Here is a 25,921-nt window from a genome sequence, read left to right on the forward strand (position 1 = left end):
CTCACGCGCCTTGGTAGTGGATGGCGCCATGCGCGCCGGCGAATAAGGTCTTAAGCCCCAGCCATGAAACCATCGCTAGTCCTGAGAATGGGCCAGCAGCTGACGATGACACCGCAGCTGCAACAGGCCATCCGCCTGCTCCAATTGTCGACCCTGGACCTGCAACAGGAGATCCAGGAGGCTCTGGAATCCAATCCGATGCTCGAGCGCCAGGAAGACGGCGACGACTTCGACAATTCAGATCCTTTAGCCGACAACATTGAGCAAAAACCCAACAGCGACATCCAGGAACCTTCCTATCAAGAGTCCGCGCCTACTGTGGACAACCTGGAAGAAGGCGACTGGAGCGAACGCATTCCCAATGAGCTACCCGTCGACACAGCCTGGGAAGACGTTTATCAAACCAGCGCCAGCAGCCTGCCCAGCAACGATGATGACGAATGGGACTTCACCACCCGCACCTCGGCCGGTGAGAGCCTGCAAAGTCACCTGTTGTGGCAACTGAACCTGGCACCGATGTCCGACACCGACCGACTGATCGGCGTCACCCTCATCGACTGCATCAACAACCAGGGCTATCTCGACGAAACTCTCGAAGAGATCCTTGAGGCGTTCGATCCCGAGCTGGACATTGAACTCGATGAAATCGAAGCCGTTCTGCACCGTATCCAGCAATTCGAACCGGCCGGCATTGGTGCGCGCAACCTGAGCGAGTGCCTGCTGCTGCAATTGCGCCAGCTACCGGCCAACACGCCCTGGTTGAACGAAGCCAAGCGCCTGGTAACCGATTACATCGACCTGCTGGGCGCCCGCGACTACAGCCAGCTCATGCGCCGCATGAAGCTCAAAGAAGACGAACTGCGCCAGGTCATCGAACGGGTACAGAGCCTTAATCCACGTCCGGGGTCGCAGATCGAATCCGGCGAAGCCGAATACGTCGTGCCTGACGTGATCGTTCGTAAAGACAACGAACGCTGGCTGGTCGAGCTTAACCAGGAGTCGGTACCGCGCCTGCGGGTCAACCCGCAATACGCAGGATTCGTTCGTCGTGCCGACACCAGCGCCGACAACACCTTCATGCGCAATCAGCTGCAAGAAGCGCGCTGGTTCATCAAAAGCCTGCAGAGCCGCAACGAAACCCTGATGAAAGTGGCGACCCAGATCGTGGAGCATCAGCGCGGTTTTCTGGAGTATGGCGACGAGGCAATGAAACCTTTGGTACTGCATGACATTGCAGAAGCCGTCGGCATGCACGAATCAACCATTTCCCGGGTCACCACCCAGAAATTCATGCATACCCCGCGGGGCATTTATGAATTGAAGTACTTTTTTTCCAGTCACGTCAGCACCTCCGAAGGGGGTGAATGCTCGTCCACTGCGATACGCGCCATCATCAAAAAACTGGTGGCGGCTGAAAATCAGAAAAAGCCGTTGAGTGACAGCAAGATCGCTGGTTTACTGGAGGCACAAGGTATTCAGGTGGCCCGTCGCACCGTCGCCAAGTACCGCGAATCCTTAGGGATAGCGCCTTCGAGCGAACGCAAGCGTTTGATGTAAGCCACGGGCCACAGCGTTTCAGTGGCAGGCTGGTCGGCCTGCCACTTTATGCAATGGCAACAGAAGGAGAAACTGCATGCAAGTCAACATCAGTGGACAACATCTGGAAGTCACCCAAGCGCTCCGCGACTCGATCAACGAAAAATTCGCACGGCTGGAACGTCACTTCGACAAGATCACCAATGTGCAGGTGATTCTCTCTGTTGAAAAACTAAAACAGAAAATCGAGGCCACCCTCAACATTCACGGTGGCGAAGTTGTCGCCAATGCCGTCGATCCAGACATGTATGCGGCCATTGACAGCCTCTACGACAAGCTTGATCGCCAACTGAAAAAGCATAAGGAAAAGACCCAAAGCCTGCTCCAGGGCGCCACGGGTCGTTAATACTCCATAACCATGATTCGACTTGAAAATATCCTGACCCCCGGCCGTTCCTTGGTGAACGCGCCGGGCGGCAGTAAAAAGCGCGCACTCGAACAAATTGCCACCCTGATCAGCCGCGAAGTGCCGGGTCTGGAAATGCAAGATGTCTTCGAGAGCCTTATTGCCCGTGAAAAACTGGGATCCACCGGTTTTGGTAACGGCATCGCCATCCCCCATTGCCGCCTCAAGGGCTGCGAGTCGCCTGTCAGTGCCTTGCTACATCTTGACGCTCCCATAGATTTCGACGCCATCGATGGCGCGCCGGTCGACCTGTTGTTCGTTTTGCTGGTGCCAGAAGCTGCTACCGACGCACACCTGGAACTGCTGCGGCAGATCGCCAGCATGCTCGACCGCAAAGATGTGCGTGAACGATTACGCAGCGCACCCAGTAACGAAGCGCTGTATCAGGTTGTTCTGGACGTACAGAACGGTTAATTATCATGCGCCTAGTCATTGTCAGCGGACGCTCCGGCTCCGGTAAAAGCACCGCCCTCGCCGTCCTCGAAGATAACGGTTTCTATTGCATCGACAACCTGCCCGCCGGCTTGCTGCCAGAGCTGGCGGAACGTGCACTGATTCATACTGAACTGGCACAGCCGCTGGTGGCGGTATCGATCGATGCGCGAAACCTGCCAAGCCATTTGTCACGCTTTCCGCAATTGCTTGAAGAAGTGCGCAACCGGCATATCCAGTGCGATGTTCTGTACCTCGACGCCGATGAAGAAACCTTGCTCAAGCGCTTCTCGGAAACCCGTCGGCGGCATCCACTGAGCAGCGCGAGCCGTTCACTGGCCGAGGCCATTCGTGATGAGAGCCAGTTGCTCGGGCCCATTGCCGACCTTGCCGACCTGACGATCAACACCACCAATCTGAACCTGTATCAGCTGCGCGACACCATCAAGCTGCGCCTGCTGAACAAGCCTGAACCCGGCACCGCCTTTCTGGTCGAGTCGTTTGGCTTCAAGCGCGGCATGCCGGTCGATGCCGACCTGGTATTTGACGTGCGTTGCTTGCCCAACCCCTACTGGAAGCCCGAACTGCGCGAGCTGTCAGGGCTGGATCAGCCCGTTGCGGATTACCTGGCAGCGCAGCCTGATGTCGAAGAGATGTTCCAGGACATCTCCAGCTACCTGCTCAAATGGCTACCCCGCTTCGCCGCCAGCAACCGCGCCTATGTCACCATAGGGATCGGCTGCACTGGCGGTCATCACCGCTCGGTGTATCTGACCGAGCGACTCGGCAAATGCCTGCAACAAACTCTGAAGAATGTCCAGGTTCGCCACCGCGACCTTACTTGAAAGGATCAACCCCGCGATGCCTGCACTGGAAATTGAAATCATCAACAAGCTGGGCTTGCACGCTCGGGCATCCGCCAAGTTCGTAGGCATAGCCGGACAGTTTCCATGCCAGGTAAGAGCAGGACGTACCGCAGAATCCATGGTCGATGGTAAAAGCATCATGGCCATGATGATGCTGGCCGCTGGCAAGGGCACAAAGATCCACCTCAAGACCGAGGGCGAACAAGAGCAGGAAGCACTGGATGCACTGGTCAAACTCATCAACAACTACTTTGACGAGGGCGAATAGCCAATTGCAGGAGCGCCGCTAGACGCTCCCCCGGCAGTTTGCAGCGTTTACCCCAACGCCGTATCCATCACCATCATCAAGCAGAACCCGACGCATAACCCCAGGCTTGCAAGCTTCTCGTGACCATTGCGCCGCGACTCGGGGATCACTTCTTGCGTCACCACCAGCAACATGGCTCCGGCTGCCAGCGCCAGGCCCAGTGGCAACAACACCTCGGCCAAATTCACCAGCCAGGCACAGAGCAGCGCAAATACCGGTTCGACCAGACCGGAAGCGGCGCCAATCAGGAATGCCTTGACCCGCGACATCCCGGCACCCGCCAACACTAATGCGATCACCAGACCTTCCGGCACATCCTGCAGGGCGATGCCCATCGCCAGGCTATCGGCATCCGGCATGCCTCCCCCTGCCGACACCCCGACCGCCATTCCTTCAGGAATGTTGTGCGCCACAATCGCAATGACAAACAACCAGATACGTGGCGCAATCAGCGGCTCGCCAGGCCGGTTGAGGAACATCTCCGGCCCCGCTCCGCTGACCTTGCGATCGAGCAAAAACAGACAGAACGCTCCCAGCAGGATGCCCGCGCTGACCAGCCCGCTCGACGCCCATGATGACAACCCCAGGCTTTGGGCCGACGCAATGCCGGGCACAACCAGCGAGAAAGCCGTGGCTGCCAGCATCACCCCGGCCCCGAAGCCCAACAAGGTATCGCTCACCGCCACCGGCATTTTGCGGATGACCAGTACCGGTACTGCGCCTAAAGCGGTGCCCAGCGCGCAGAGCGATCCACCCTGCAACGCCCGCAACATTCTTGGCTCAAGGTCCAGCCAGAGCAGTCCCTTGGCCACCAACAAGGCCGTGCCCGCCAACAGCAAGAGCATGCCGAGGGCATAACGGAACATCCGCACCCCGCCGACTGCCAATATTTGCGTGCCCATAATCGGCCCGAATCCTTTTAAGTAGGCTCAGGCAATCGCTGCTTGATACCGGCGCGCCACTTCTGGCCAATTGATCACGTTGTAAAACGCATTGATGTATTCCGGACGGCGATTCTGATAGCGCAGGTAGTAAGCGTGCTCCCATACGTCGAGCCCCAGAATCGGGGTGTTGCCATTCATCAGCGGGCTGTCCTGGTTGCCGCTGCTTTCCACCACCAGGGTCTTTTGCGGGGTCACGCTCAACCATGCCCAACCGCTGCCAAAACGGGTCAGGGCGGCCTTGGTGAAGTTCTCCTTGAACAGTTCCAGGCCACCCAGTTGCTGATCAATCGCCTTGGCCAGCGCACCGTCCGGATTACCGCCGCCCTGCGGGCTCATGACTTGCCAGAACAGCGAGTGATTGGCATGTCCGCCACCCTGGTTGATGACTGCGGCCCGCAGCTTTTCCGGCAGTTGCTGAACTCCGGCGAGCAATTTTTCAACCGGCCACTGCGCCCATTCAGTCCCTTCCACTGCGGCATTCAGGTTGTTGATATAGGTCTGGTGATGCTTGGTGTAGTGAATCTCCATGGTTTGCGCATCGATATGCGGCTCAAGTGCGTCGTAGGCATAAGGCAAGGCAGGCAAGGTAAAAGTCATATCAATGTGCTCCTGGATGATGGCCGCTGACTGTTGAAAACCCGTGACCGGACTGCGCCACGGGTCTTTTGAGCAACAGATTGGAACGCGGGTATTCGCCGTGATCGCTGATGAAGTTCAAAAGCTCGACATAGGTTTTGCTGCTCTGACGCAGCGCTGCTTCTCGCAATGCCGGCCCCAGACGCGGGTTCTGCATGGTTTGCAACAAGCGCTGGTGAATGGCGCAGAGGTACTCGACGCTCTCCTCTGGCTGATTGAGGCGCAGATGCAAATCTGCCAGGTTGTGGTGCGAAATAACGCAGGCCGCCACCGCCTCATCGGCATCACTCCAGCGCTCGAGCAGTACCTGGGCCAGCGCAAGCGCTTGCAGATAATGCTCGCGGGCATCGACCAGCTCGCCCTCAGCGAAACAGCGATTGGCTCTTTCGATCGTGCGTTTCCAGTGCTCCATGTGAACCTCCAGGCGAGGGGTTAAACGCCGCCGGCTGTCAGCTTCTCGGGATCGAGCAAGACTTCAAGCTGGCTGCGTGGCAGATCTGTGTATTCAAGGGCAACGTCTATCACCGGGCGCCCCTGTTGATAGGCGGTCTTGGCTATTTCAGCGGCCTTTTGATAGCCAATGATCGGATTCAGCGCCGTCACCAGAATCGGGTTGCGCGACAGCGCTTCCTTTAGCTTGGCGTCGTTAACCTTGAAGCTGGCGATCGCCTTGTCCGCCAGCAAACGGCTGGAATTGGCCAGCAGTTCGATGCTGCCCAGCAGGTTGCGGGCAATCACCGGCAACATCACATTCAGTTCGAAATTGCCGGACTGACCGGCGATGGTGATCACCGTGTCATTGCCGATCACCTGGGCCGCAACCATGGCCGTGGCTTCAGGAATCACCGGGTTGACCTTGCCCGGCATGATCGAAGAGCCCGGCTGCAAGGCTTCAAGCTCGATCTCGCCCAGGCCGGCCAGCGGGCCGGAGTTCATCCAGCGCAGGTCGTTGGCGATTTTCATCAGCGATACGGCCGTAGCCTTGAGCTGGCCCGAGACGGATACGGCGGTATCCTGCGAACCGATCAGGGCGAACAGGTCTTTACCCGGCGTGAACTGCACATGGGTCAGTGCGCTGAGCTGCTGACTGAACAGCCCGGCGAATTGCGCATGCGCGTTGACCCCGGTGCCCACAGCAGTGCCACCCTGTGCCAGCGATTGCAGGGCCGGCTGCAGGTCGTGCAAGTGCCCGATATTGGCCCGCAGCTGCTGCGCCCAGCCATTGAGAACCTGGCTCATGCGCACCGGCATGGCGTCCATCAGGTGCGTGCGGCCGGTTTTGACGTAAACGTGAACCTGTTCAGCCTTATGCTCAATCACCTGCACCAGATGGGACAGCGCCGGCAGCAGCTCCTCATGCAGGCCCAGCGCGGCGCTGACGTGAATGGTGGTGGGGATGATGTCGTTGCTGCTTTGCCCGCAGTTGACGTGATCATTGGCATTGACCGCCTCTCCCAGTACCCGGGAGGCCAGCGTGGCAATCACTTCGTTGGCATTCATGTTGGAGCTGGTGCCCGAGCCGGTCTGGAAAATATCCACCGGGAAGTGCTCCATGAAATCGCCGGCCAAAAGAATCTGCGTGGCCTCGACTATGGCGCTGCCCTGCGCTTCGCTGATCTGCTTGAGTTCTACGTTGGCCTTGGCCGCGGCAGCCTTGGCCAGGATCAGTGCGCGAATGAATTGCGCGGGCATGCGCTGATGACTGATCGGGAAGTTATTCACCGCACGCTGGGTTTGGGCGCCATACAGCGCAGCCTCAGGCACGTGCAATTCACCCATGCTGTCACGTTCGATACGGGTATTACTCATCGGGAAATCCTTGCAGCAGTTCTGTTAGAGAAATGGAGGGCTCGAGCTCGCAGGTTGCCAATCGCCAGGCAAAGCTTTGCCAGTGCTTGAGGCGGCAGGCACACAGGGCTTGAGTTTCGATATCGCGCAGCGGACGCCAGGCGTGGTCCAGACACAGGGTGCGCCACTGCCAGGGCAGCGCAGTGTCGCTTGCGGTGTCCAGCAGCAGCCGGAAGCTGGTCACGGCAATCGTCCAGGGCGACGTTGACGTGCAGCAGGCCAGATAGCGGCCCTCGGCCAGGTAGTGCTCAATCAGGCGCGGTTCATCAGGCGCCAGCCCGCAACGGATCTGGCGGCTCATCCAGCGCCAGCTTTCCAGATAAGGCCCTTCATGCAAGGCAGAACTCATGACCCAGGCTCACTCGATAATGAGATTCATTATTAAGCGATATTGATTATCAACACAAGCCTGCTAAAGGCTGTGCCGCGCAATCTTGTGCAGACACAAAAAAGGCGTATCCCCCCGACAGGTGATACGCCCTGGTGTACGCCGGGAGGAATTAGCTGCCAGCCACCGTCATCCGTTCAATCAACACGGAGCCGGTGCGGATGTTGCTGCGCAACTCCAGGTCATTACCTACGGCAACGATCTGCTTGAACATGTCACGCATGTTGCCGGCGATGGTCACTTCCTGAACCGGGAACTGGATCTCGCCATTCTCGACCCAGAAACCTGCGGCGCCACGGGAGTAATCCCCCGTCACCATGTTAAGCCCGCTGCCCATCAGCTCGGTGACGAACAAACCGCGCCCCATGCGCCGGATCAACGCGGCCTGGTCTTCATCGCCATGGGTCACGAACAGGTTGTGCACGCCGCCCGCGTTGGCGGTACTTGGCAGGCCCAGCTTGCGTCCGGAATAGGTGCTGAGGATGTAGGACACCAGCTCGCCGTCTTTGATGAACGGTTTGGCGTAGGTGGCCAGGCCATCGTTATCGAACGACGAACTGCCCATGGCACGCATCAAATGCGGGCGCTCATCCAGGGTCAGCCATTCAGGGAAGATCTGCTGGCCCATCGCGTCCAGCAGGAAGGATGACTTGCGGTACAGGTTGCCCCCCGAGATCGCCCCCAGGAAGCTGCCAAACAAGCCGCCGGCCAACTCGGCCGAGAACAGCACCGGCACTTCGCAGGTGGGCACCGGACGCGAACCCAGTCGCCGGGCCGCCCGCTCTGCTGCGCGCTTGCCGATGGTTGCTGCATCCATCAACAACTCACCCTGGCAATTAACGTCATACCAGTAGTCACGCTGCATCTGGCCGTCGCCTTCGGCAATCATCACGCAGCTCAGGCTGTGGCGGGTCGAAGCCGAGCCACCGATAAAACCGTTGCTGTTGCCATACACCCGGCAGCCCTGGTGGGTGCTCAGGGTGGTGCCGTCGGCGTTTTTGATGCGGCTGTCGGCCTCGAATGCCGCGGCTTCACAAGCCAGCGCTTTTTCGATGGCTTGTTCCGGGGTGATATCCCAGGTGTGGAAGACATCAAAGTCTTTCAGGTCGCGCGCCATCAGGCTGGCGTCGGCCAAGCCCGAGCTTTCATCTTCAGAAGTGTGTTTGGCGATTGCCAGAGCCGCCGCAACGGTTTCGCGGATGGCATCGGGACCGGTGGCCGAAGTGCTGGCCGACCCCTTGCGCTGACCCACATAGAGCGTGATGCCAAATCCCTGGTCGCGGTTGAACTCAACGGTTTCAACTTCGCGCTGACGTACAGAAGTCGACAGCCCCTGCTCCAGTGACACTGCCACTTCACAGGCGCTGGCCCCCTGACGCCTGGCTTCAGCGATGATTTGCTCTACTTGCTCCTGCAGTGCCGGCAAGGCCTGCGGGCCGACGCTTTGTACTGCACTCATGGTTTTCTCCACTCAAATTCTGTTTTCGGCAGGGCCGCCGAGCGACCGGGCCGGACAAGCGGCCCCCGACTGGTTATCATGGCGGCGTTTCTTTGCGGACTGCCACCATGGTTGATTCTTACGACGACGCCTTCGACGGCGAAAAAAGCAAAACACAGGTCAAGAAAGAGCTGCATGCTCTGGTTGATCTGGGCGAGCGTCTCACGACACTCAAGCCTGATTTGCTGAAAAAACTGCCTTTGACCGACGCCTTGCGCAAGGCTCTGGCAGATGCTCCAAAACACACGGCCAATATTGCGCGCAAGCGCCATATGATGTTCATCGGCAAGCTGATGCGTGATCAACCGATCGACGAAATCCTTGCATTGATTGATCAAGTAGATGCCTCTTCGCGCCAATACAACGAACGTTTCCACGGACTCGAACGCTGGCGTGACCGCTTGATTGCGGGCTCCGACGACGTACTTGAAAAGTTCGTTGCCGATTTCCCCGAGACCGACCGCCAGCAATTGCGTTCGCTCGTGCGTCAGGCTCAACACGAACTTGCCCATAACAAGGCGCCGGCCGCAAGCCGCAAATTGTTCAAGTACATTCGTGACCTGGACGAGGTTCAACGCGGTCTGCGTTGATCCCCGACCAATGGGTGGGCTGCATTGCAGTCCACCCAGTCTTTATCACCCGCCTGTACCGCCTACGGTGATCGCGTCAATCTTCAAGGTTGGCTGACCCACACCCACCGGCACCGACTGCCCATCCTTGCCACACGTGCCCACGCCGCTGTCCAGCGTCAGATCGTTACCGACCATCGACACCTTGCTCATCGCTTCCGGCCCGTTGCCAATCAGGGTCGCGCCTTTGATCGGGTAAGTGATTTTGCCGTCTTCGATCATGTACGCCTCACTGGTGGAGAACACGAACTTGCCGCTGGTGATATCCACCTGTCCGCCGCCCAGATTGGCGCAGTAGATGCCTTTCTTCACCGAAGCAATGATTTCGGCCGGATCACTTTCGCCACCCAGCATGTAGGTGTTGGTCATGCGCGGCATCGGCAGATGCGCGTAGGACTCGCGACGGCCATTGCCGGTGCGGGCCACACCCATCAGTCGGGCATTGAGCTTGTCCTGCATGTAACCCTTGAGTACGCCATTTTCGATCAGCGTGGTGCACTCGGTCGGGGTGCCTTCGTCATCCACGCTCAGCGAGCCACGACGACCGGCCAGGGTGCCGTCATCAACGATGGTGCACAGCTTGGAGGCAACCATCTCGCCCATGCGCCCGCTGTAGGCCGAACTGCCCTTGCGGTTGAAATCGCCTTCCAGGCCATGACCGACTGCTTCGTGCAGCAACACGCCGGACCAGCCGGAACCCAGTACCACCGGCATGGTGCCCGCTGGAGCCGGTACGGCCTCAAGATTGACCAGTGCCTGGCGCAGCGCCTCACGGGCATAGCCCATGGCACGGTCTTCAGTGAGGAAGTAGCGGTAATCGGTACGCCCGCCACCGCCATGACCGCCGCGCTCGCGACGGCCATTTTGCTCAACGATGACACTCACATTGAAGCGCACCAAAGGCCGCACATCCGCAGCCAGACCGCCGTCGGTGGATGCCACCAGGATCCGCTCCCAGACCCCGGCCATGCTCACGGTGACCTGCTGAATACGCGGATCAAGGGCCCGGGTAGCAGCATCGATACGCTTGAGCAACTCGACCTTTTCTGCGCGGCTGATCACTTCCAGCGGGTTGTCGGGCGCATACAACTGCGCCACGTCCTGGGTGGTGAAAGCCTGAACGGTGCCGTTTTGCCCCGCGCGCGAGATCGAGCGCGCAGCACGTGCAGCCAGGCCCAGTGCTTCCAGGGTGATGGCGTTACTGTAGGAAAATCCGGTTTTCTCGCCAGACTGGGCGCGCACGCCGACACCTTGATCAAGGCTGAAGCTGCCTTCCTTGACGATGCCGTCTTCCAGCGCCCAGGACTCGGATATCTGGCCCTGGAAATACAGATCTGCTGCGTCGATGCCCGGCCCGGCCAGATCACCCAAAACACTTTGCAGGCTTTCAATGGTGACACCGCCCGGTGCCAGCAGATGTTCGCTGACTGAGGTCAACAAGTCGCTCATATTCACTCCGTCTTGGCCCCTGCTTCAGCATCTTTGAGTGCTGAACCCACGGGCCTGAAAATTACTGCGGGAGCTGGCTTGCCGGCGATGCAGACGAGTTGATCTGTCTCTGTCCGTGCTGCTATCACTGGCAAGCCAGCTCCCACAAAAAATGCATCTGACCGAAACGCCTCTAAACCTGCTCCTGAGCGCCCCGGGAAAAAAATCGTCGATGATTCACCACCGGCATGCGCGCCCTGATGGCCGCCTGCTCGGCATTGTCGCGCTCGGCCAGCAGCACCCCTTCGCCCTGGGCCTGCTCTGCCAGTACGCGCCCCCAAGGGTCGATAATTGCAGCATGTCCCCAGGTTTCACGCGGCCCGGGATGCACGCCACCCTGGGCTGCAGCCAACAGGTAGCATTGGGTTTCTATCGCCCGGGCACGGATCAGTATGTCCCAGTGTGCTTGCCCGGTAACGGCGGTAAAGGCCGAAGGCGCGGTAATCAATTCAGCCCCGGCAGCCCGCAGTTCGCTATACAGCTCCGGAAAACGCAGGTCGTAACATACGCTCAGGCCCAGTTTGCCAACCGGGGTATCTGCCACCACTACCTGTGCCCCGGGCGCATAGTCATCGGATTCACGGTAACGGCCACGACTGTCAGACACGTCCACATCAAACAGGTGCAGTTTGTCGTATCGCGCGGCCTGCTCGCCATCGGCGTTGATCAACAATGAGCAGGCATTGACCTTGGCATCTGGTTGCCCTTCGGGCGGCAGCGGCAAAGTACCCGCCACTATCCATAAGTTGAGGTCTCGGGCGGCCTGTTTCAACCATGGCAGGATCGGCCCCTGCCCCATGGCCTCGGCGCGGCCGATATCGGCGATATCCCGGCGACCCATAGCCGCGAAATTTTCGGGCAATACCGCCAACCGCGCGCCATGCCCGGCGGCCTGCTCCAACAGGCGGCGGGCCTGGGCCAGATTGGCCAGCACATCGCTCTGGCTGACCATCTGAATCACTGCAAACGACATGGCGCACTCCTTGAAATGTCTGACGCCATGCTACTCCTAGTTTTTCTCAAAAGGCTTGTCGAAGGTGATCTTCGGATCAGCCCACGGGCCCTGGATGCTGTATTGCACGCTGGCGAAGCGCGACACCTGATCACCGATCAACTTGTTGAGCAAGAACATTGCTCCGCCTGCCGCCGGCCCGCCCACCAACAGCGCCGCAAGGGGCAGATTGTTGGTCACAGGCAGCGTGACCAGCAACTTGGCGTTGACCTGGTCGGTGATCATATTCAACGTGCCGCTGAGTTCAAGGTTAGTCGACGGCCCGGTCATCAGGACGGGTCTAGAGGTGCTGTAAACGCCATTTGTGGCATTCAGCACGCCTTTGACCCGGTCATAGCTCAGGCCCTTGCCAAACAGATCCGAGAAGTCCAGACGCAAGCGGCGGCCGATGGCATTGAAGTTCAGCAGGCCAAAGATACGCAGCACCTGAGCGCTGCCATCGACCTCGACAAACTGACCTTTGTTCAGCGAGGCATCCAGAGTGCCCGAGAAGCGCTTGAGGCCGATCCAGGCCGGAGAACCGGGCCAGCGCCCATCGACGTCGACATGGAAATTGTTACTGGTCACACTCGGCGCAAAGCCCCAGTTCTTCAGGACATCGGCCAGGTTGCGTCCGCCGATACGGCCTTTGTACCAACTGTTGCTGGCACCGGCTCCCCCTTCCCAACCGCCCGAGCCTTCGAGCAGCAAGCCCTTGAGCCCCAGGTTCAGATTGTTGAGGCTGATGCCGCGGTTGTTCGGCCGCACATTCAGCGACCAGGCACCCAACAAGTCAGACCCCTGATAAAGCTGGCGAATGATGATGTCCAGCGCCGGTATTTTGCGTGGATCAACCGAAGCCAGCGGGTCCGGAGCATTGTCGTCAGTCACCGCCTTGGGATCAGGCGCCGGCAGGCGAATGGTCTGCATAGTGATCACGATCGGGGCATTTTTGGCATCGGGCAAGGTCACTGCGCCGGTGGCCTGTTTGCTATTGATCTGTAAGCCCCAGGACGCCGCGCTGCGCTTCATTTGCAGACTGACCTGATCCAGTTGCGTACCAAACGCGTTCAGCTTGCCGACTTTGAAATCCGCACTGCTGAGCATCTGCTTGGCGCTGCCTCCGGGGTCCTTGCCCGCATAACGCTCGACCAGTGCCTGCCAGGGAGCAACATCCAGTTCCGACAGCACGCCGCGAATACGCAACCCTTTACCGGGTGGCAACACGGGATCGCCAGCCCCCAGAAACAACTCGCCACGACCGTCTTCGAATTTGCCGTCAGGCGCAGCGAAGGTCAGGTTTGCCAGATCACCGTAGTCAAACCAGTAACGGCGCTCGGCGCCCTGCAAGGTCATGCGAAATACGCTGTTGCGGGTCTGGTTGGCGGCCAGACCGAAGGGTGCAGGCAGGTCAACCACCGCCCCCTTGAGGCTGGAGCTGACCCGCAACTGGCTGTCCGCACCATCCAGGGTGAGTTGCAGTTGATAAGGCAAATCCCCGGAGACCGGAATCGGCTGATAGAACTTGAGCCAGTCGGTGAGTTTCTTGACCCCGACCTGACCACTGGCAACAACCCGGGTACTCAGCCTGCCAGGTTTGCCATCGGCGAATATCTGCGCGGTGACCGGACGATCAAAAGCCCTGGCACTGATACCTTTGCCGCTCAAACCTTTGGCGCTGTCAAAACGGAAGTCGCCCTTGAGCTGGGTCAATTCAAGTTCGGGATTGCTCAGTTTCAAACGCGCCTTGTCGGTTTTGAAGTCCACCAGAATTTTCGGTTCGACACCTTTCTCCAGCGGGATATCAAGGTCGACCCGGCCTTTGAGCGAGCCTTCGCCTTGCCAGCCGGCAAAGGTTTCAGCCGTGCCTATCGGCGCCTCCTGGAGGATTTTCAAACCGTCGCCCAGGCCACCGTCGAAGTCACCGTCCAGGTACAGGTGGCTGACCTTGCCAGTCGGCACGTGGGGAATACTGACCGCGACATTGCGCACCTGGGTGTCGAGCAACTGGCCCTTGCTGGCCATGATGCGTACGCCGCTGTCTTCGATGAATACATCACCCGACACATTGCGCACATGGGGCCAGCCGGGCTGGAAATCCAGCTCGGCGCCATGAACCTTGAAGAACAGGCTGATGTTGCGCGCGGCGGCCACCGCATCGTGACTGAGCGAGCCCTGATACTGGAAGAAACCTTCGTCAACCGAGCCCTTGATGATGGCCGTACTCAGCCATTCGGTGAGCGCCGGGCTCAATACCTCAGGCAGGTATTTTGGAGTGAAGCGCCCATCACCATCGGTCAGGCCGACCCGCAGGTCCATATAGTCTTCTTCAGAGTGATCCATATGAATACGGATCAGGAAGTCAGCGGCAATCTTGCCTTCTTCCCCCAGCACTTTGATGGCAGGTGCTATCAGGGTGAAGCTGTTTTCATCCAGCTTCCACGTGAGCAAGGCGTTGGCCTGCAGGTATTGCCAGGGCCTGGCAAAAATCGGCTCCAGGTGCAGCGAGAAGTCTTTGCTGTCCAGTCGCAGCTCGCCCTTGCCCAGGTCGCCGCTGATCAATCCGCTGACATTCCGTGCCGCCGGCGCACCGTGGGTGGCGTTGAAGCCCACTTGCTGCAAGTTGGCTGCGAAACTGAGCTTTTGCTCGTCGGTCGCAGCGGGCCGGTAGTCGACCAGCACATTACGTAATGTGCCCGTCACTTTCAGCTGGTCGATGACTTCAGCGGCGGCCTCTGGCACCGGCGCGAGGGAGTCCATCAACGGGGTGATCGGGGTCAGGTCCAGATGATCGGCCTGTAGATGCCAGCGCTCCAGTTCTTTATCAGTGGCTGCGAACTGTTGCAGTTGCATGCGGGTTTCCCAGCGGCTCTTGCCCACATTCATCGCCAGCGAGTCCAGCACCACCTTGTAGCCCTGATCTGCGCGCTGAATCCAGGCACGCATTGCCAGGTCCTCAATCGCCTCAGGCTTGCGCTCTGCATAAGCACCGCGCATGGATGGCGCGTTCAAGCGCGCAACGGCACTTTGCACCGAGCCCTTGCTCCAGTTAAACCAGAATTCGCCACCGGCTTTTAGCTCAGACACTTTCCAGGGATTGATCAGGCTGGCTGGCAGCCATTTAGCCCAATCACTTTGTGGCAGGCTCAGATAAGCCTGGGCTGCACCGTCACGCCAGTGACCGGCCTGGATTTGAGTTTTGAGACTCATCGCCACAGGCTGGCCGTCAGGCAGGGTGAAGCGGGTATCGAGACGCTGATCAGAGGCACCCGCATCAAGGGTAAGCCCCACATAAGTCAGGGTCAGCGGGGCATGCTTCCAGGGTTCCAGAGTTACCTGGCTATCGAGCAGGGACACCCGGGCAACCTGCTGCAGTTGATTGAGCAATTGCTCCGGGTCCAGCGGCTGATCGTCCTGAAGCGCAAAACCTTCAAGCGCCCAATGACCGGCCTGGTCCTGACGCAAGCTCAGTTGCAGGCCATCGAGTTGCACATGGGCGAGGCGAATGTCGCGGTTCAGCAGGCTGGCCCAGACATCGGGAACCACCTGTACCTGATCCAGACGCAGGGCACTGTTGCCCTCGCCGACCATGACATCGTGGGCCAGCAGCACCGGCCCCATGCCATCCCAGCGCCCTTCAAGGCTGCCAATGGTCAAGGGCACGCCCAAGGCTTCACGGGCTTTGTTCTGGACTTCCAGGCGATATTCGGCGATCAGCGGCGTGAGCTCGCGGCCCAGGCTGACGTACAACGCCGTGAGTACCAAAATCAGGGCACAGGCCCCTAATCCCCAGCGGGTCAACGCGGCAAAAAAGCGTGTCAGACGCTCCATGTCAGGCGGCCCCTTCAATGATGATCAAAGGGGCAGGAGTTAGCCCCTTTTTAATGCGGCATGCAGGATACTTCAGAGCAGCACCACGTCGTATTGTTCCTGGGAATACATGGTTTCGACCTGAAAACGGATCGTACGCCCGATAAATCCTTCCAGCTCCGCGACGTTGCCCGATTCTTCATCCAGCAAGCGGTCGACAACTTTCTGGTTAGCCAATACACGATAGCCAACAGCCTGATAAGCACGAGCTTCGCGCAGAATTTCACGGAAAATTTCGTAGCAGATAGTTTCTGCGGTTTTCAGCTTGCCGCGCCCCTGACAGCACACGCAGGGCTCGCACAGTACCTGCTCAAGGCTTTCGCGGGTGCGCTTGCGGGTCATCTGCACCAGACCCAGCTCGGTAATGCCAATGATGTTGGTCTTGGCGTGATCACGCTCGAGTTGTTTTTCGAGGGTGCGCAATACCTGACGCTGGTGCTCTTCATCTTCCATGTCGATGAAGTCGATAATGATGATGCCGCCCAGGTTGCGCAGGCGCAGTTGCCGGGCAATGGCGGTGGCAGCTTCCAGATTGGTCTTGAAGATGGTTTCTTCGAGATTGCGGTGCCCCACAAACGCACCCGTGTTGACGTCGATGGTGGTCATCGCTTCTGCCGGGTCAACCACCAGATAACCGCCGGACTTGAGCGGTACCTTGCGATCCAGTGCTTTCTGGATCTCGTCTTCGACGCCATACAAATCAAAAATCGGGCGCTCGCCCGGGTAGTGCTCGAGGCGGTCGGCAATTTCCGGCATCAGTTCAGCAACAAACTGCGTGGTCCGTTGAAAGGTCTCGCGGGAATCAATGCGGATTTTTTCAATCTTGGGGCTGACCAGGTCACGCAGTGTGCGCAACGCCAGGCCCAGGTCTTCATAGATCACGGTCGGGGCACCGACGGTTTTGATCTGTGCTCCGATCTGGTCCCACAGCCGCCGCAAATAACGAATATCCATCAGGATTTCATCTGCCCCGGCACCCTCGGCCGCCGTGCGCAGGATAAAACCACCGGTTTCCTTGATCCCCTCTTTGGCCACGCAATCGCTGACCACCTGTTTAAGGCGCTCACGCTCGGCTTCGTCTTCGATTTTCAACGAAATACCGACATGGGCCGTGCGCGGCATGTACACCAGATAGCGTGAAGGGATGGATAACTGGGTGGTCAGACGCGCGCCCTTGGAGGCAATCGGGTCTTTGGTGACTTGCACCACCAGGCTCTGGCCTTCATGCACCAGGGCGCTGATGCTTTCAACGGCCTGGCCTTCGCGCAGGGAAATTTCAGAAGCGTGAATAAAAGCAGCACGATCCAGACCGATATCGACAAAGGCAGCCTGCATGCCGGGCAAAACCCTGACCACCTTGCCTTTATAAATATTGCCAACAATGCCCCGGCGCTGGGTACGCTCGACATGCACCTCTTGCAGAACACCGTTCTCTACCACCGCCACGCGCGATTCCATCGGCGTGATGTTGATCAGGATCTCTTCACTCATGGCTGGGTCTCGTTCAGGCGTCATCACATTAGTGCCACGTCTCGTAGGTGCACAATTCAGTGCACGTTAAGGTTTTGCCAACAGGGTATGCCGAAATGCCCCAGCAGTTCTGCGGTTTCGCACACAGGCAACCCCACTACGCCCGAATAACTGCCATTGAGGCCTGAAACAAAGACTGCGGCCAACCCCTGGATGGCGTAACCGCCTGCTTTATCCTGAGGTTCACCGCTGGCCCAATACAGTCTGGCTTCTTGTTTGCTGATGTTTCGAAAGCTGACCCGGCTGCGTATCACGCGGGTTTCGCAGCGCTCGGCATCCATAATCGCAATGGCCGTCAGCACTTCATGCTCGCGGCCGGATAGCGCCATGAGCATAGCCATGGCATCGACCTCATCGACCGGCTTGCCGAGTATCTGGCCATCAAGTACCACAGCAGTGTCGGCGCCCAACACACAAAAAGTGCTACTGAGTATGGATTTGAGCAGCCGATCGCATCCCGCCCTGGCCTTTTCGTGCGCCAGGCGCTCGACATAGGCCGCAGGGGACTCATTCGCAAGAGGGGTTTCATCAATGGCAGCACTGATGGTGTTGAACGGCACGCCGATTTGAGTCAGTAACTCACGTCGACGTGGCGAACCGGAAGCCAGATAAAGCGAAAGCATCGTGACATCTCCCTGTCAAAGTGCACAAACCAGGAAATGGCTCGCGCTCCTGTTAATTGATTTTGAAGCGTCGGCGCAACCCGCGAAGCCCGTAACTGACCCATGGCCAGAGCAGTGCGCTGACCAGCGCAGGCAGAATCAGGGCCAGGGTCGGCTGACGGTTGCCGGTCAAAGCACTTAGCCATAACTGGGCCAGTTGGGCCAGACCGAAAATAACCAGGATCACCAGACTCTGCTGCCACATGGGGAACATCCGCAGACGCTGCTGCAGCGACAGTACGAGGAAGGTGATGAGGGTCAAAATCAGCGCGTTCTGCCCCAGCAACGTGCCGTACAGCACATCTTCGGCCAACCCCAGGCACCAGGCCGTGACCATGCCCACTTTATGCGGCATGTAGAGGGTCCAGAAAGCCAGCAGCAACGCCAGCCAGAGCGGGCGCAGGATTTCCATGAACTGCGGCATCGGTGAAATGCTGAGTAACAGGCCGATGGCGAACGTTAGCCAGATGATCCAGCCATTATTCGAACGAGTACTCGCCATTATTGCCTCTCCCGAGTCGTGGCCGGCGCAGCTGCTGGCGGGGTGGCCGCGGCGGGGGTTGGCGCTGGAACAGGTTTTTTCACGGCGTTGACCGCAGGCGCAACCGGGGTAGCAACCGGAGCAGGCGCTGGCGCAGGTACAACCACAGGCGCTGCCGGTTTGGGCACGGTTGCCGGAATGATCGGCGGCGCCTCACCGTTTTGCTCGGCCTCCTGGGCCTTGGCGGCATCGTTGGCCCGCTCTTCGGGGGTGCGACTGTCGCTGAATACCAGCAGCAAATAGCGGCTGCGGTTCAGGGCGGCGGTCGGAACGGCACGCACAATGGCGAACGGCTGACCCGAGTCGTGAATCACTTCTTTGACGGTTGCCACGGGATAGCCGGCCGGGAAACGCTGCCCCAGGCCCGAGCTGACCAGCAAATCGCCCACTTTGATATCCGCTGTATCGGCCACATGGCGCAATTCCAGACGCTCGGGATTGCCCGTACCGCTGGCGATGGCACGCAAACCGTTACGGTTCACCTGCACCGGAATACTGTGGGTGGTATCGGTCAGCAGCAAAACCCGCGAGGTGTAGGGCATCAACTCGACCACTTGCCCCATCAGGCCGCGAGCATCGAGTACCGGCTGGCCCAGCACGACGCCGTCGCGCTCACCCTTGTTGATGATGATGCGATGGGTAAAGGGGTTCGGGTCCATGCCGATCAACTCGGCCACCTCAACCTTCTCGTTAACCAGCGCAGAAGAGTTCAACAACTCGCGCAGGCGGACGTTCTGCTCGGTCAGGGCGGCCAGCTTTTGCATGCGCCCCTGAAGCAGAAGGTTTTCGGTCTTGAGTTTCTCGTTATCCGCGACCAGTTCGGTACGACTGCCGAACTGACTGGCCACACCCTGCCACAAGCGCTGCGGCAAATCGGTGATCCAGTAGGACTGCATCAGCACCAGCGACATCTGACTGCGCACGGGTTTGAGCAATGTGAAGCGGGCATCCACTACCATTAGCGCGACCGATAGCACGACCAGCACCAACAAGCGCACGCCCAATGAGGGGCCTTTGGCGAAGAGCGGTTTAATAAGCCGCTCCTCCCAGGCAAGTGTTCAATTTATTCATACGGCTTCAAAACGGCCTGGATGAAGATTGACAGAAGATAAACGCCAAAAGGCAGCACTGCAAAGTGCTACCTTCTGGTGATAACCATGGGACTGCACCACGCGATCTTATTCGCTGGAAAGCAAGTCCATCGTGTGTTTATCCATCATTTCCAACGCACGGCCACCACCACGTGCTACGCAGGTCAGCGGGTCTTCGGCAACGATTACCGGCAGACCGGTTTCCTGGGCCAGCAACTTGTCGAGGTCACGCAGCAAGGCGCCACCACCGGTCAGTACCAGACCGCGCTCGGCGATGTCCGAAGCCAGCTCTGGCGGGGACTGTTCCAGTGCACTTTTCACGGCCTGAACGATGGTTGCCAGCGACTCTTGCAGAGCCTCGAGCACTTCGTTGGAGTTCAGGGTGAAGGCACGCGGTACACCTTCCGCCAGGTTACGGCCACGCACGTCTACTTCACGCACTTCACCGCCCGGGAAAGCCGTACCGATTTCGGTCTTGATGCGCTCGGCCGTCGATTCACCGATCAGGCTGCCGTAGTTACGGCGCACATAAGTGATGATCGCTTCGTCGAAGCGGTCGCCGCCAACCCGTACGGATTCGGCGTAAACCACACCGTTCAGGGAGATCAGCGCGATTTCAGTGGTACCACCACCGATATCGACAACCATCGAGCCGCGTGCTTCCTCAACCGGCAAGCCGGCACCGATAGCAGCTGCCATCGGCTCTTCGATCAGGAACACTTCACGGGCACCGGCACCGAGTGCCGATTCGCGGATGGCGCGACGCTCTACCTGAGTCGATTTGCAAGGTACGCAAATCAGAACCCGGGGGCTTGGCTGCAGAAAGCTGTTTTCGTGCACCTTGTTGATAAAGTACTGCAGCATTTTTTCGCAAACGCTGAAGTCGGCAATAACGCCATCTTTCATCGGACGAATGGCTGCAATATTACCCGGTGTACGGCCCAGCATGCGCTTGGCCTCGGTGCCGACAGCAACGACACTTTTCTGGTTACCGTGCGTCCGAATAGCCACAACCGATGGCTCATTCAGGACAATACCGCGCTCACGCACGTAAATCAGGGTGTTGGCAGTGCCCAGGTCGATGGAAAGATCGCTGGAAAACATGCCACGCAGTTTCTTGAACATGGGAAAGGGACCCTAGGCAACGCGTGGGTAAAAAAGTGCGGCAAACTCTAACAACGACAGGGATTTTGGGCAAGGCGCCAATATGTTAAATTGGCAGCTTTTCAGAGCACCAACCCCCACAATCGCGGCCATATGACCGTAGAAATGCGGTAGTGTTCCGACAATCTAACACACGGATAGCATCCGTCCTGTTTTCCACTGGAGAATCCCATGGCGCTTGAACGCTCCGACGTGGAAAAAATCGCTCATTTGGCCCGTCTGGGTCTCAATGATGCTGATATCCCACGCACCACCGAAGCCCTGAATAGCATTCTGGGGCTGATTGATCAGATGCAGGCTGTCGACACCACCGGTATCGAGCCTCTGGCCCACCCCCTGGAAGCCAGCCAGCGCCTGCGCGCAGACGTCGTGACTGAAAGCAATCATCGCGAGGCTTACCAGTCCATCGCACCAGCGGTCGAAAATGGCCTTTATCTGGTTCCGAAAGTCATCGAGTAAAGGGAAAGAGCCTGCATGCATCAATTGACTCTGGCCGAGATCGCCCGCGGACTCGCCGATAAAAAGTTTTCTTCCGAAGAGCTGACCAAGACCTTGCTGGCGCGTATCGCCCAGCTCGATCCTCAGCTCAACAGCTTCATCACCCTCACCGAAGACCTCGCCCTCGAGCAGGCCAAGGCCGCTGACGCACGTCGCGCCAACGGTGAAACCGGCGCACTGCTGGGCGCACCGATCGGTCACAAGGACCTGTTCTGCACCCTGGGCGTACGCACCAGCTGCGGCTCGAAGATGCTCGACAACTTCAAGGCCCCGTATGACGCCACCGTGGTCGCCAAACTGGCCGCTGCAGGCGCGGTGAGCCTGGGCAAGACCAACATGGACGAATTCGCCATGGGGTCGGCCAACGAGTCGAGCTACTACGGCGCGGTGAAAAACCCGTGGAATCTGGAGCACGTGCCAGGGGGTTCGTCGGGAGGTTCGGCTGCGGCCGTTGCCGCTCGGCTGCTGCCTGCTGCAACGGGCACAGATACCGGCGGTTCGATCCGCCAGCCGGCCGCCCTGACCAACCTCACCGGCCTGAAACCTACCTACGGACGGGTTTCGCGCTGGGGCATGATCGCCTACGCCTCCAGTCTCGACCAGGGCGGCCCGCTGGCCCGCACTGCAGAAGACTGCGCCATCCTGTTGCAGGGCATGGCCGGTTTTGATCCGCAGGACTCCACCAGCATCGACGAACCCGTGCCGGACTACAGCGCCAGCCTCAACGGTTCGCTGCAGGGCCTGCGCATCGGCGTGCCGAAAGAGTATTTCAGCGAAGGCCTGGACCCGCGTATCGCGCAGCTGATCCACACCAGCATCAAAGAGCTCGAAAAGCTGGGTGCCGTGATCAAGCACATCAGCCTGCCCAACATGCAGCACGCCATTCCTGCGTACTACGTGATCGCCCCTGCCGAGGCCTCTTCCAACCTGTCGCGTTTTGACGGCGTGCGCTTCGGCCACCGCTGCGAAGACCCGAAAGACCTCACCGACCTGTACAAGCGTTCACGCGCCGAAGGCTTTGGCCCGGAAGTACAGCGCCGGATCCTGGTAGGTGCCTACGCCCTGTCGGCTGGCTACTACGACGCTTACTACCTGCAAGCGCAGAAAATCCGTCGTCTGATCAAAAACGACTTCATGACTGCGTTCAATGAAGTCGACATCATCCTCGGCCCGACCACACCTAACCCGGCCTGGAAAATCGGCGCTAAAAACAGCGACCCGGTTTCTGCCTACCTGGAAGACGTGTACACCATCACCGCCAACCTCGCGGGCCTGCCGGGCCTGTCGATGCCGGCCGGTTTTGTCGATGGCCTGCCAGTCGGCGTGCAGTTGCTTGCGCCCTACTTCCAGGAAGGTCGCTTGCTCAACGTCGCGCACCAGTACCAGTTGAATACCGACTGGCATCTGCGCTCACCTGCCGGCTTCTGAGGAGAAACACATGCAATGGGAAGTTGTGATCGGGCTGGAAATTCATTCTCAGCTCGCCACCCAATCGAAGATTTTCTCCGGTAGCGCCACCACCTTTGGTGCCGAACCGAACACCCAGGCCAGCCTGGTTGATCTGGGCATGCCTGGCGTATTGCCGGTGCTGAACCAGGAAGCCGTGCGCATGGCCGTCATGTTTGGCCTGGCGGTTGATGCCGAAATCGTTCAGCACAACGTGTTTGCCCGCAAAAACTACTTCTACCCCGACCTGCCCAAGGGCTACCAGATCAGCCAGATGGAGTTGCCGATCGTCGGCATGGGCCATCTGGACATCACTCTGGAAGACGGCACCGTCAAACGTGTCGGCATCACCCGCGCGCACCTGGAAGAAGACGCGGGCAAAAGCCTGCACGAAGACTTCAGCGGCTCCACCGGCATCGACCTGAACCGTGCCGGTACGCCCCTGCTCGAAATCGTTTCCGAGCCGGACATGCGTAGCGCCAAGGAAGCCGTAGCCTACGTCAAGGCGATGCACGCCCTGGTGCGCTACCTGGGCATCTGCGACGGCAACATGGCCGAAGGTTCGCTGCGTTGCGACTGCAACGTGTCGATTCGCCCGGTTGGCCAGGCTGAGTTCGGTACCCGCTGCGAGATCAAAAACGTCAACTCGTTCCGCTTTATCGAAAAAGCCATCAACAGCGAAGTACGACGTCAGATCGAGCTGATCGAAGACGGCGGCAAGGTGATTCAGCAAACGCGCCTGTATGACCCGAACAAGGACGAAACCCGCGCCATGCGCAGCAAGGAGGAAGCCAACGACTACCGTTACTTCCCCGATCCGGACCTGCTGCCGGTGGTCATCGAAGATTCGTTCATCGAAGACGTGCGCGCCACCCTGCCGGAACTGCCACCGCAAAAGCGCGAGCGCTTCCAGTCGCAGTTCGGCCTTTCCGCTTATGACGCCAGCGTACTGGCTTCGAGCCGTGAACAGGCCGACTACTTCGAGAAAGTGGTAAACATCGCCGGCGACGCCAAACTGGCGGCCAACTGGGTCATGGTTGAACTGGGCAGCCTGCTCAACAAGCAAAGCCTGGATATCGACCAGTCGCCGGTCAGCGCCGAGCAACTGGGTGGCATGTTGCTGCGCATCACCGACAACACCATCTCCGGAAAAATCGCCAAGGTGGTGTTCGAAGCCATGGCCAATGGTGAAGGCAGCGCCGACGAAGTGATCGACAAGCGCGGTCTCAAGCAAGTGACCGACAGCGGCGCGATCGAGAAGGTGCTGGACGACGTGCTGGCGGCCAACGCAGAACAGGTCGAACAATACCGCGCGGCCGATGAAGCCAAACGCGGCAAGATGTTCGGCTTTTTCGTGGGCCAGGCGATGAAAGCTTCCAAAGGCAAAGCCAACCCGCAACAGGTCAACGAACTGCTCAAAAGCAAGCTCGAAGGCTAAGCAACAATCCCGCGGGAGATCTGTTGACCCCGGATCTCCCGCGGGAGCTGGCTTGCCAGCGATTCAGACAAAGCGACTGGTCCATTGAACGGAGACGATGTCATTGCTGGCAAGCCAGCCCCCCACAGGATTTGGGTAACCCCACACACCCCGCAATAAAAGGATTCCCCCATGAAGCGGCTACTCGGCGCCTGCGCCCTGCTCAGCTTGCTCGCCGGCTGTGCCAGCCATGACATAGACCCCCGCGGCTATGACAAAACCGGCATTGCCTCCTATTACGGCGCCCGCCATCACGGCAAACTGACCGCCAGCGGCGAGCCCTTCAACCAGCATGGTCTCACCGCCGCCCACCCCGGCCTGCGATTCGGCACCCGGGTACTGGTCACCAACCTTGGCAACAACAAGTCTGTCATCGTGCGCATCAATGATCGCGGACCCCATACCCGGGGCCGGCTGATCGATCTTTCACGCCAGGCGGCAAAACAGTTGGGTATGCTGAGCAGCGGTACAGCCAAAGTCAGGGTTCAAGGCTTGAGCGATTAATTGAGGAGTGCCGGACATTTTAGGGTTGAACGCATTATCACCGTGGAGCTTGCTGCAACTGCTCTGCGGCCTTGTTTTACTGATTGCTGGCGCCGAACTGCTGGTGCGCTGCGCCATGCGTATAGCCGCCAATCTGAAAGTGCGCCCATTGCTGATCGGCTTGACGGTGGTCGCCCTGGGCAGCAGCGCGCCGCAAATGACCGTCAGCCTGCAAGCCGCGCTCAATGACACCCCGGACATTGCCGTCGGCAGCGTCATCGGCAGCAATATCTTCAATATTCTGGTCACTCTCGGCCTCTCGGCACTGATTATTCCACTGCGCGTGTCACGCCAGCTGGTGCGCCTGGACATTCCACTGATGATCCTGGCCAGCGGTCTGGTGTTCGCCCTGGCCCTGAACAGGCAACTCGACCGCCTGGATGGCGTCATATTGCTCTGCGGCCTGCTGGTCTATTTCGGTCTGCTGCTGCGCCAGTCACGCCACAGCGGCCATCATCACGCCAGCCACGACCTGCCCCGCACTTCAAGCCTGCGCAACGGCCTGCAAATGCTTGCCGCCCTGGTCTTGCTGGGTCTGGCCGGGCACCTGCTGCTGGGCGCAGCGGTCGACATTGCCACCGAGTGGGGACTGTCCGAACGCATCATCGGCCTGACCATCATTGCTGTCAGCACCTCGCTGCCACAACTGGCCACCTCGCTGATCGCAGCCCTGCGCGGCCAGCGCGAGATTGCCGTCGGCAACGTGATCGGCAGTAATGTCTTCAACCTGCTGGGTGTGCTCGGCCTCACGGCGCTTGTGGCACCGGAGCCCCTGTCGGTCTCGCCCAATGCCCTGACGTTCGACCTGCCGGTCATGCTGGGCGTCGCGGCACTGTGCCTGCCCGTGTTCTATACCGGATACCGCGTCACCCGCGGCGAAGGCATATTGCTTCTGGCGCTGTACCTGGCTTACGGACTGCACGTGGTGTCCTTTACTACCGGCATGCCCCTGGCCGGCAGGCTCGAGCACCTGATGCTGTTTTATGTCTTGCCGGCGCTGCTGGTGTTTCTGCTGCTCAGCACCTTGCGCGCCTGGCGTCGACAACACTGAGCCACGCTGTGACCACCCG

The 25,921-nt window shown here is 59.2% G+C and carries 25 protein-coding genes; 11 read left to right on the forward strand and 14 right to left on the reverse strand.

What is annotated here, in order from left to right; all coding sequences use genetic code 11:
- Positions 1-63 precede the first annotated feature (63 nt).
- The 5 genes from B195_RS18690 (at position 64) to B195_RS18710 (ending at position 3,568) form a co-directional block, all read left to right on the forward strand.
- A complete protein-coding gene (locus tag B195_RS18690) occupies positions 64-1,557 on the forward strand; it encodes an RNA polymerase factor sigma-54 (RefSeq protein WP_003439892.1) in 1,494 nt (497 codons plus the stop codon).
- A 76-nt stretch (positions 1,558-1,633) separates the two neighbouring features.
- Positions 1,634-1,942, forward strand: a complete 309-nt coding sequence (hpf, locus tag B195_RS18695; RefSeq protein ID WP_003439891.1) for a ribosome hibernation-promoting factor, HPF/YfiA family — start codon at positions 1,634-1,636, stop codon at positions 1,940-1,942.
- A gap of 12 nt (positions 1,943-1,954) precedes the next feature.
- Entirely contained in the window at positions 1,955-2,416 is a 462-nt protein-coding gene (ptsN, locus tag B195_RS18700) for a PTS IIA-like nitrogen regulatory protein PtsN (protein ID WP_003439889.1), read from the forward strand.
- Between the two features lie 5 nt (positions 2,417-2,421).
- Positions 2,422-3,279 carry an RNase adapter RapZ gene (rapZ, locus tag B195_RS18705; protein WP_003439888.1) on the forward strand — a complete coding sequence of 286 codons (858 nt, stop codon included), beginning with the start codon at positions 2,422-2,424 and terminating at the stop codon, positions 3,277-3,279.
- Between the two features lie 16 nt (positions 3,280-3,295).
- Positions 3,296-3,568 carry an HPr family phosphocarrier protein gene (locus B195_RS18710; protein ID WP_003439887.1) on the forward strand — a complete coding sequence of 91 codons (273 nt, stop codon included), beginning with the start codon at positions 3,296-3,298 and terminating at the stop codon, positions 3,566-3,568.
- 47 nt (positions 3,569-3,615) lie between these two features.
- On the opposite strand, the gene B195_RS18715 is transcribed toward B195_RS18710, so the two are convergent.
- The 6 genes from B195_RS18715 to pmbA form a co-directional block, all read right to left on the reverse strand.
- Entirely contained in the window at positions 3,616-4,509 is an 894-nt protein-coding gene (locus B195_RS18715) for a ZIP family metal transporter (RefSeq protein ID WP_003439886.1), read from the reverse strand.
- Between the two features lie 27 nt (positions 4,510-4,536).
- Positions 4,537-5,148, reverse strand: a complete 612-nt coding sequence (locus tag B195_RS18720) for a superoxide dismutase (protein WP_003439885.1) — start codon at positions 5,146-5,148, stop codon at positions 4,537-4,539.
- Between the two features lies 1 nt (position 5,149).
- Positions 5,150-5,599, reverse strand: coding sequence for a hypothetical protein (locus B195_RS18725; protein WP_003439884.1), 450 nt, complete (start codon positions 5,597-5,599; stop codon positions 5,150-5,152).
- A gap of 20 nt (positions 5,600-5,619) precedes the next feature.
- The gene (locus tag B195_RS18730) at positions 5,620-6,996 is read right to left on the reverse strand and encodes a lyase family protein (RefSeq protein ID WP_003439883.1); all 1,377 of its coding nucleotides are present in this window, start codon (positions 6,994-6,996) and stop codon (positions 5,620-5,622) included.
- Positions 6,989-7,384 carry a hypothetical protein gene (locus tag B195_RS18735; RefSeq protein ID WP_003439881.1) on the reverse strand — a complete coding sequence of 132 codons (396 nt, stop codon included), beginning with the start codon at positions 7,382-7,384 and terminating at the stop codon, positions 6,989-6,991. Before B195_RS18735 ends, B195_RS18730 begins: the two co-directional genes overlap by 8 nt.
- A gap of 151 nt (positions 7,385-7,535) precedes the next feature.
- The gene (gene pmbA, locus B195_RS18740) at positions 7,536-8,882 is read right to left on the reverse strand and encodes a metalloprotease PmbA (RefSeq protein ID WP_003439879.1); all 1,347 of its coding nucleotides are present in this window, start codon (positions 8,880-8,882) and stop codon (positions 7,536-7,538) included.
- 107 nt (positions 8,883-8,989) lie between these two features.
- Between pmbA and yjgA the strand changes: the two genes are divergently transcribed.
- The gene (gene yjgA, locus B195_RS18745) at positions 8,990-9,511 is read left to right on the forward strand and encodes a ribosome biogenesis factor YjgA (RefSeq protein WP_003439877.1); all 522 of its coding nucleotides are present in this window, start codon (positions 8,990-8,992) and stop codon (positions 9,509-9,511) included.
- A gap of 45 nt (positions 9,512-9,556) precedes the next feature.
- Here the strand turns inward: yjgA and tldD are convergent, their stop codons facing one another.
- From tldD to mreB, 8 genes are all read right to left on the reverse strand, one after another.
- A complete protein-coding gene (gene tldD, locus B195_RS18750; RefSeq protein ID WP_003439875.1) occupies positions 9,557-10,999 on the reverse strand; it encodes a metalloprotease TldD in 1,443 nt (480 codons plus the stop codon).
- Positions 11,000-11,171: 172 nt separating this feature from the next.
- The gene (locus tag B195_RS18755; protein ID WP_003439873.1) at positions 11,172-12,011 is read right to left on the reverse strand and encodes a carbon-nitrogen hydrolase family protein; all 840 of its coding nucleotides are present in this window, start codon (positions 12,009-12,011) and stop codon (positions 11,172-11,174) included.
- A gap of 36 nt (positions 12,012-12,047) precedes the next feature.
- The gene (locus B195_RS18760; RefSeq protein ID WP_003439872.1) at positions 12,048-15,860 is read right to left on the reverse strand and encodes a YhdP family protein; all 3,813 of its coding nucleotides are present in this window, start codon (positions 15,858-15,860) and stop codon (positions 12,048-12,050) included.
- 72 nt (positions 15,861-15,932) lie between these two features.
- A complete protein-coding gene (gene rng / locus B195_RS18765) occupies positions 15,933-17,390 on the reverse strand; it encodes a ribonuclease G (protein ID WP_003439863.1) in 1,458 nt (485 codons plus the stop codon).
- 56 nt (positions 17,391-17,446) lie between these two features.
- Positions 17,447-18,052, reverse strand: a complete 606-nt coding sequence (locus B195_RS18770) for a nucleoside triphosphate pyrophosphatase (RefSeq protein ID WP_003439861.1) — start codon at positions 18,050-18,052, stop codon at positions 17,447-17,449.
- 52 nt (positions 18,053-18,104) lie between these two features.
- Entirely contained in the window at positions 18,105-18,593 is a 489-nt protein-coding gene (gene mreD, locus B195_RS18775) for a rod shape-determining protein MreD (RefSeq protein WP_003439859.1), read from the reverse strand.
- Positions 18,593-19,666 (reverse strand): rod shape-determining protein MreC, encoded by a 1,074-nt coding sequence (gene mreC / locus B195_RS18780; RefSeq protein ID WP_083912782.1) that lies wholly within the window; start codon positions 19,664-19,666, stop codon positions 18,593-18,595. Before mreC ends, mreD begins: the two co-directional genes overlap by 1 nt.
- A 144-nt stretch (positions 19,667-19,810) precedes the next feature.
- The gene (gene mreB / locus B195_RS18785) at positions 19,811-20,848 is read right to left on the reverse strand and encodes a rod shape-determining protein MreB (protein WP_003439856.1); all 1,038 of its coding nucleotides are present in this window, start codon (positions 20,846-20,848) and stop codon (positions 19,811-19,813) included.
- 210 nt (positions 20,849-21,058) lie between these two features.
- Here mreB and gatC point away from each other — a divergent pair, with 210 nt between their 5' ends.
- The 5 genes from gatC to B195_RS18810 all read left to right on the forward strand — a co-directional run bounded on the left by gatC (position 21,059) and on the right by B195_RS18810 (position 25,902).
- The gene (gatC, locus tag B195_RS18790) at positions 21,059-21,346 is read left to right on the forward strand and encodes an Asp-tRNA(Asn)/Glu-tRNA(Gln) amidotransferase subunit GatC (RefSeq protein WP_003439854.1); all 288 of its coding nucleotides are present in this window, start codon (positions 21,059-21,061) and stop codon (positions 21,344-21,346) included.
- A 15-nt stretch (positions 21,347-21,361) separates the two neighbouring features.
- Entirely contained in the window at positions 21,362-22,813 is a 1,452-nt protein-coding gene (gene gatA, locus B195_RS18795; protein ID WP_003439853.1) for an Asp-tRNA(Asn)/Glu-tRNA(Gln) amidotransferase subunit GatA, read from the forward strand.
- 10 nt (positions 22,814-22,823) lie between these two features.
- The gene (gatB, locus tag B195_RS18800) at positions 22,824-24,269 is read left to right on the forward strand and encodes an Asp-tRNA(Asn)/Glu-tRNA(Gln) amidotransferase subunit GatB (RefSeq protein ID WP_003439852.1); all 1,446 of its coding nucleotides are present in this window, start codon (positions 22,824-22,826) and stop codon (positions 24,267-24,269) included.
- Positions 24,270-24,440: 171 nt separating this feature from the next.
- Positions 24,441-24,812 (forward strand): septal ring lytic transglycosylase RlpA family protein, encoded by a 372-nt coding sequence (locus tag B195_RS18805; protein WP_003439851.1) that lies wholly within the window; start codon positions 24,441-24,443, stop codon positions 24,810-24,812.
- A 49-nt stretch (positions 24,813-24,861) separates the two neighbouring features.
- Positions 24,862-25,902 carry a calcium/sodium antiporter gene (locus B195_RS18810; RefSeq protein WP_003439850.1) on the forward strand — a complete coding sequence of 347 codons (1,041 nt, stop codon included), beginning with the start codon at positions 24,862-24,864 and terminating at the stop codon, positions 25,900-25,902.
- Positions 25,903-25,921 lie beyond the last annotated feature (19 nt).

This window comes from Pseudomonas sp. Lz4W, from assembly GCF_000346225.2.
Taxonomy (GTDB): Bacteria; Pseudomonadota; Gammaproteobacteria; order Pseudomonadales; family Pseudomonadaceae; genus Aquipseudomonas; species Aquipseudomonas paraversuta.

Coding starts and splice junctions, on each gene's coding strand:
- B195_RS18690 (WP_003439892.1), top strand. CDS start 64: ATGAAACCATCGCTAGTCCTGAGAATGGGCCAGCAGCTGACGATGACA.
- hpf (WP_003439891.1), top strand. CDS start 1,634: ATGCAAGTCAACATCAGTGGACAACATCTGGAAGTCACCCAAGCGCTC.
- ptsN (WP_003439889.1), top strand. CDS start 1,955: ATGATTCGACTTGAAAATATCCTGACCCCCGGCCGTTCCTTGGTGAAC.
- rapZ (WP_003439888.1), top strand. CDS start 2,422: ATGCGCCTAGTCATTGTCAGCGGACGCTCCGGCTCCGGTAAAAGCACC.
- B195_RS18710 (WP_003439887.1), top strand. CDS start 3,296: ATGCCTGCACTGGAAATTGAAATCATCAACAAGCTGGGCTTGCACGCT.
- B195_RS18715 (WP_003439886.1), bottom strand. CDS start 4,509: ATGGGCACGCAAATATTGGCAGTCGGCGGGGTGCGGATGTTCCGTTAT.
- B195_RS18720 (WP_003439885.1), bottom strand. CDS start 5,148: ATGACTTTTACCTTGCCTGCCTTGCCTTATGCCTACGACGCACTTGAG.
- B195_RS18725 (WP_003439884.1), bottom strand. CDS start 5,599: ATGGAGCACTGGAAACGCACGATCGAAAGAGCCAATCGCTGTTTCGCT.
- B195_RS18730 (WP_003439883.1), bottom strand. CDS start 6,996: ATGAGTAATACCCGTATCGAACGTGACAGCATGGGTGAATTGCACGTG.
- B195_RS18735 (WP_003439881.1), bottom strand. CDS start 7,384: ATGAGTTCTGCCTTGCATGAAGGGCCTTATCTGGAAAGCTGGCGCTGG.
- pmbA (WP_003439879.1), bottom strand. CDS start 8,882: ATGAGTGCAGTACAAAGCGTCGGCCCGCAGGCCTTGCCGGCACTGCAG.
- yjgA (WP_003439877.1), top strand. CDS start 8,990: ATGGTTGATTCTTACGACGACGCCTTCGACGGCGAAAAAAGCAAAACA.
- tldD (WP_003439875.1), bottom strand. CDS start 10,999: ATGAGCGACTTGTTGACCTCAGTCAGCGAACATCTGCTGGCACCGGGC.
- B195_RS18755 (WP_003439873.1), bottom strand. CDS start 12,011: ATGTCGTTTGCAGTGATTCAGATGGTCAGCCAGAGCGATGTGCTGGCC.
- B195_RS18760 (WP_003439872.1), bottom strand. CDS start 15,860: ATGGAGCGTCTGACACGCTTTTTTGCCGCGTTGACCCGCTGGGGATTA.
- rng (WP_003439863.1), bottom strand. CDS start 17,390: ATGAGTGAAGAGATCCTGATCAACATCACGCCGATGGAATCGCGCGTG.
- B195_RS18770 (WP_003439861.1), bottom strand. CDS start 18,052: ATGCTTTCGCTTTATCTGGCTTCCGGTTCGCCACGTCGACGTGAGTTA.
- mreD (WP_003439859.1), bottom strand. CDS start 18,593: ATGGCGAGTACTCGTTCGAATAATGGCTGGATCATCTGGCTAACGTTC.
- mreB (WP_003439856.1), bottom strand. CDS start 20,848: ATGTTCAAGAAACTGCGTGGCATGTTTTCCAGCGATCTTTCCATCGAC.
- gatC (WP_003439854.1), top strand. CDS start 21,059: ATGGCGCTTGAACGCTCCGACGTGGAAAAAATCGCTCATTTGGCCCGT.
- gatA (WP_003439853.1), top strand. CDS start 21,362: ATGCATCAATTGACTCTGGCCGAGATCGCCCGCGGACTCGCCGATAAA.
- gatB (WP_003439852.1), top strand. CDS start 22,824: ATGCAATGGGAAGTTGTGATCGGGCTGGAAATTCATTCTCAGCTCGCC.
- B195_RS18805 (WP_003439851.1), top strand. CDS start 24,441: ATGAAGCGGCTACTCGGCGCCTGCGCCCTGCTCAGCTTGCTCGCCGGC.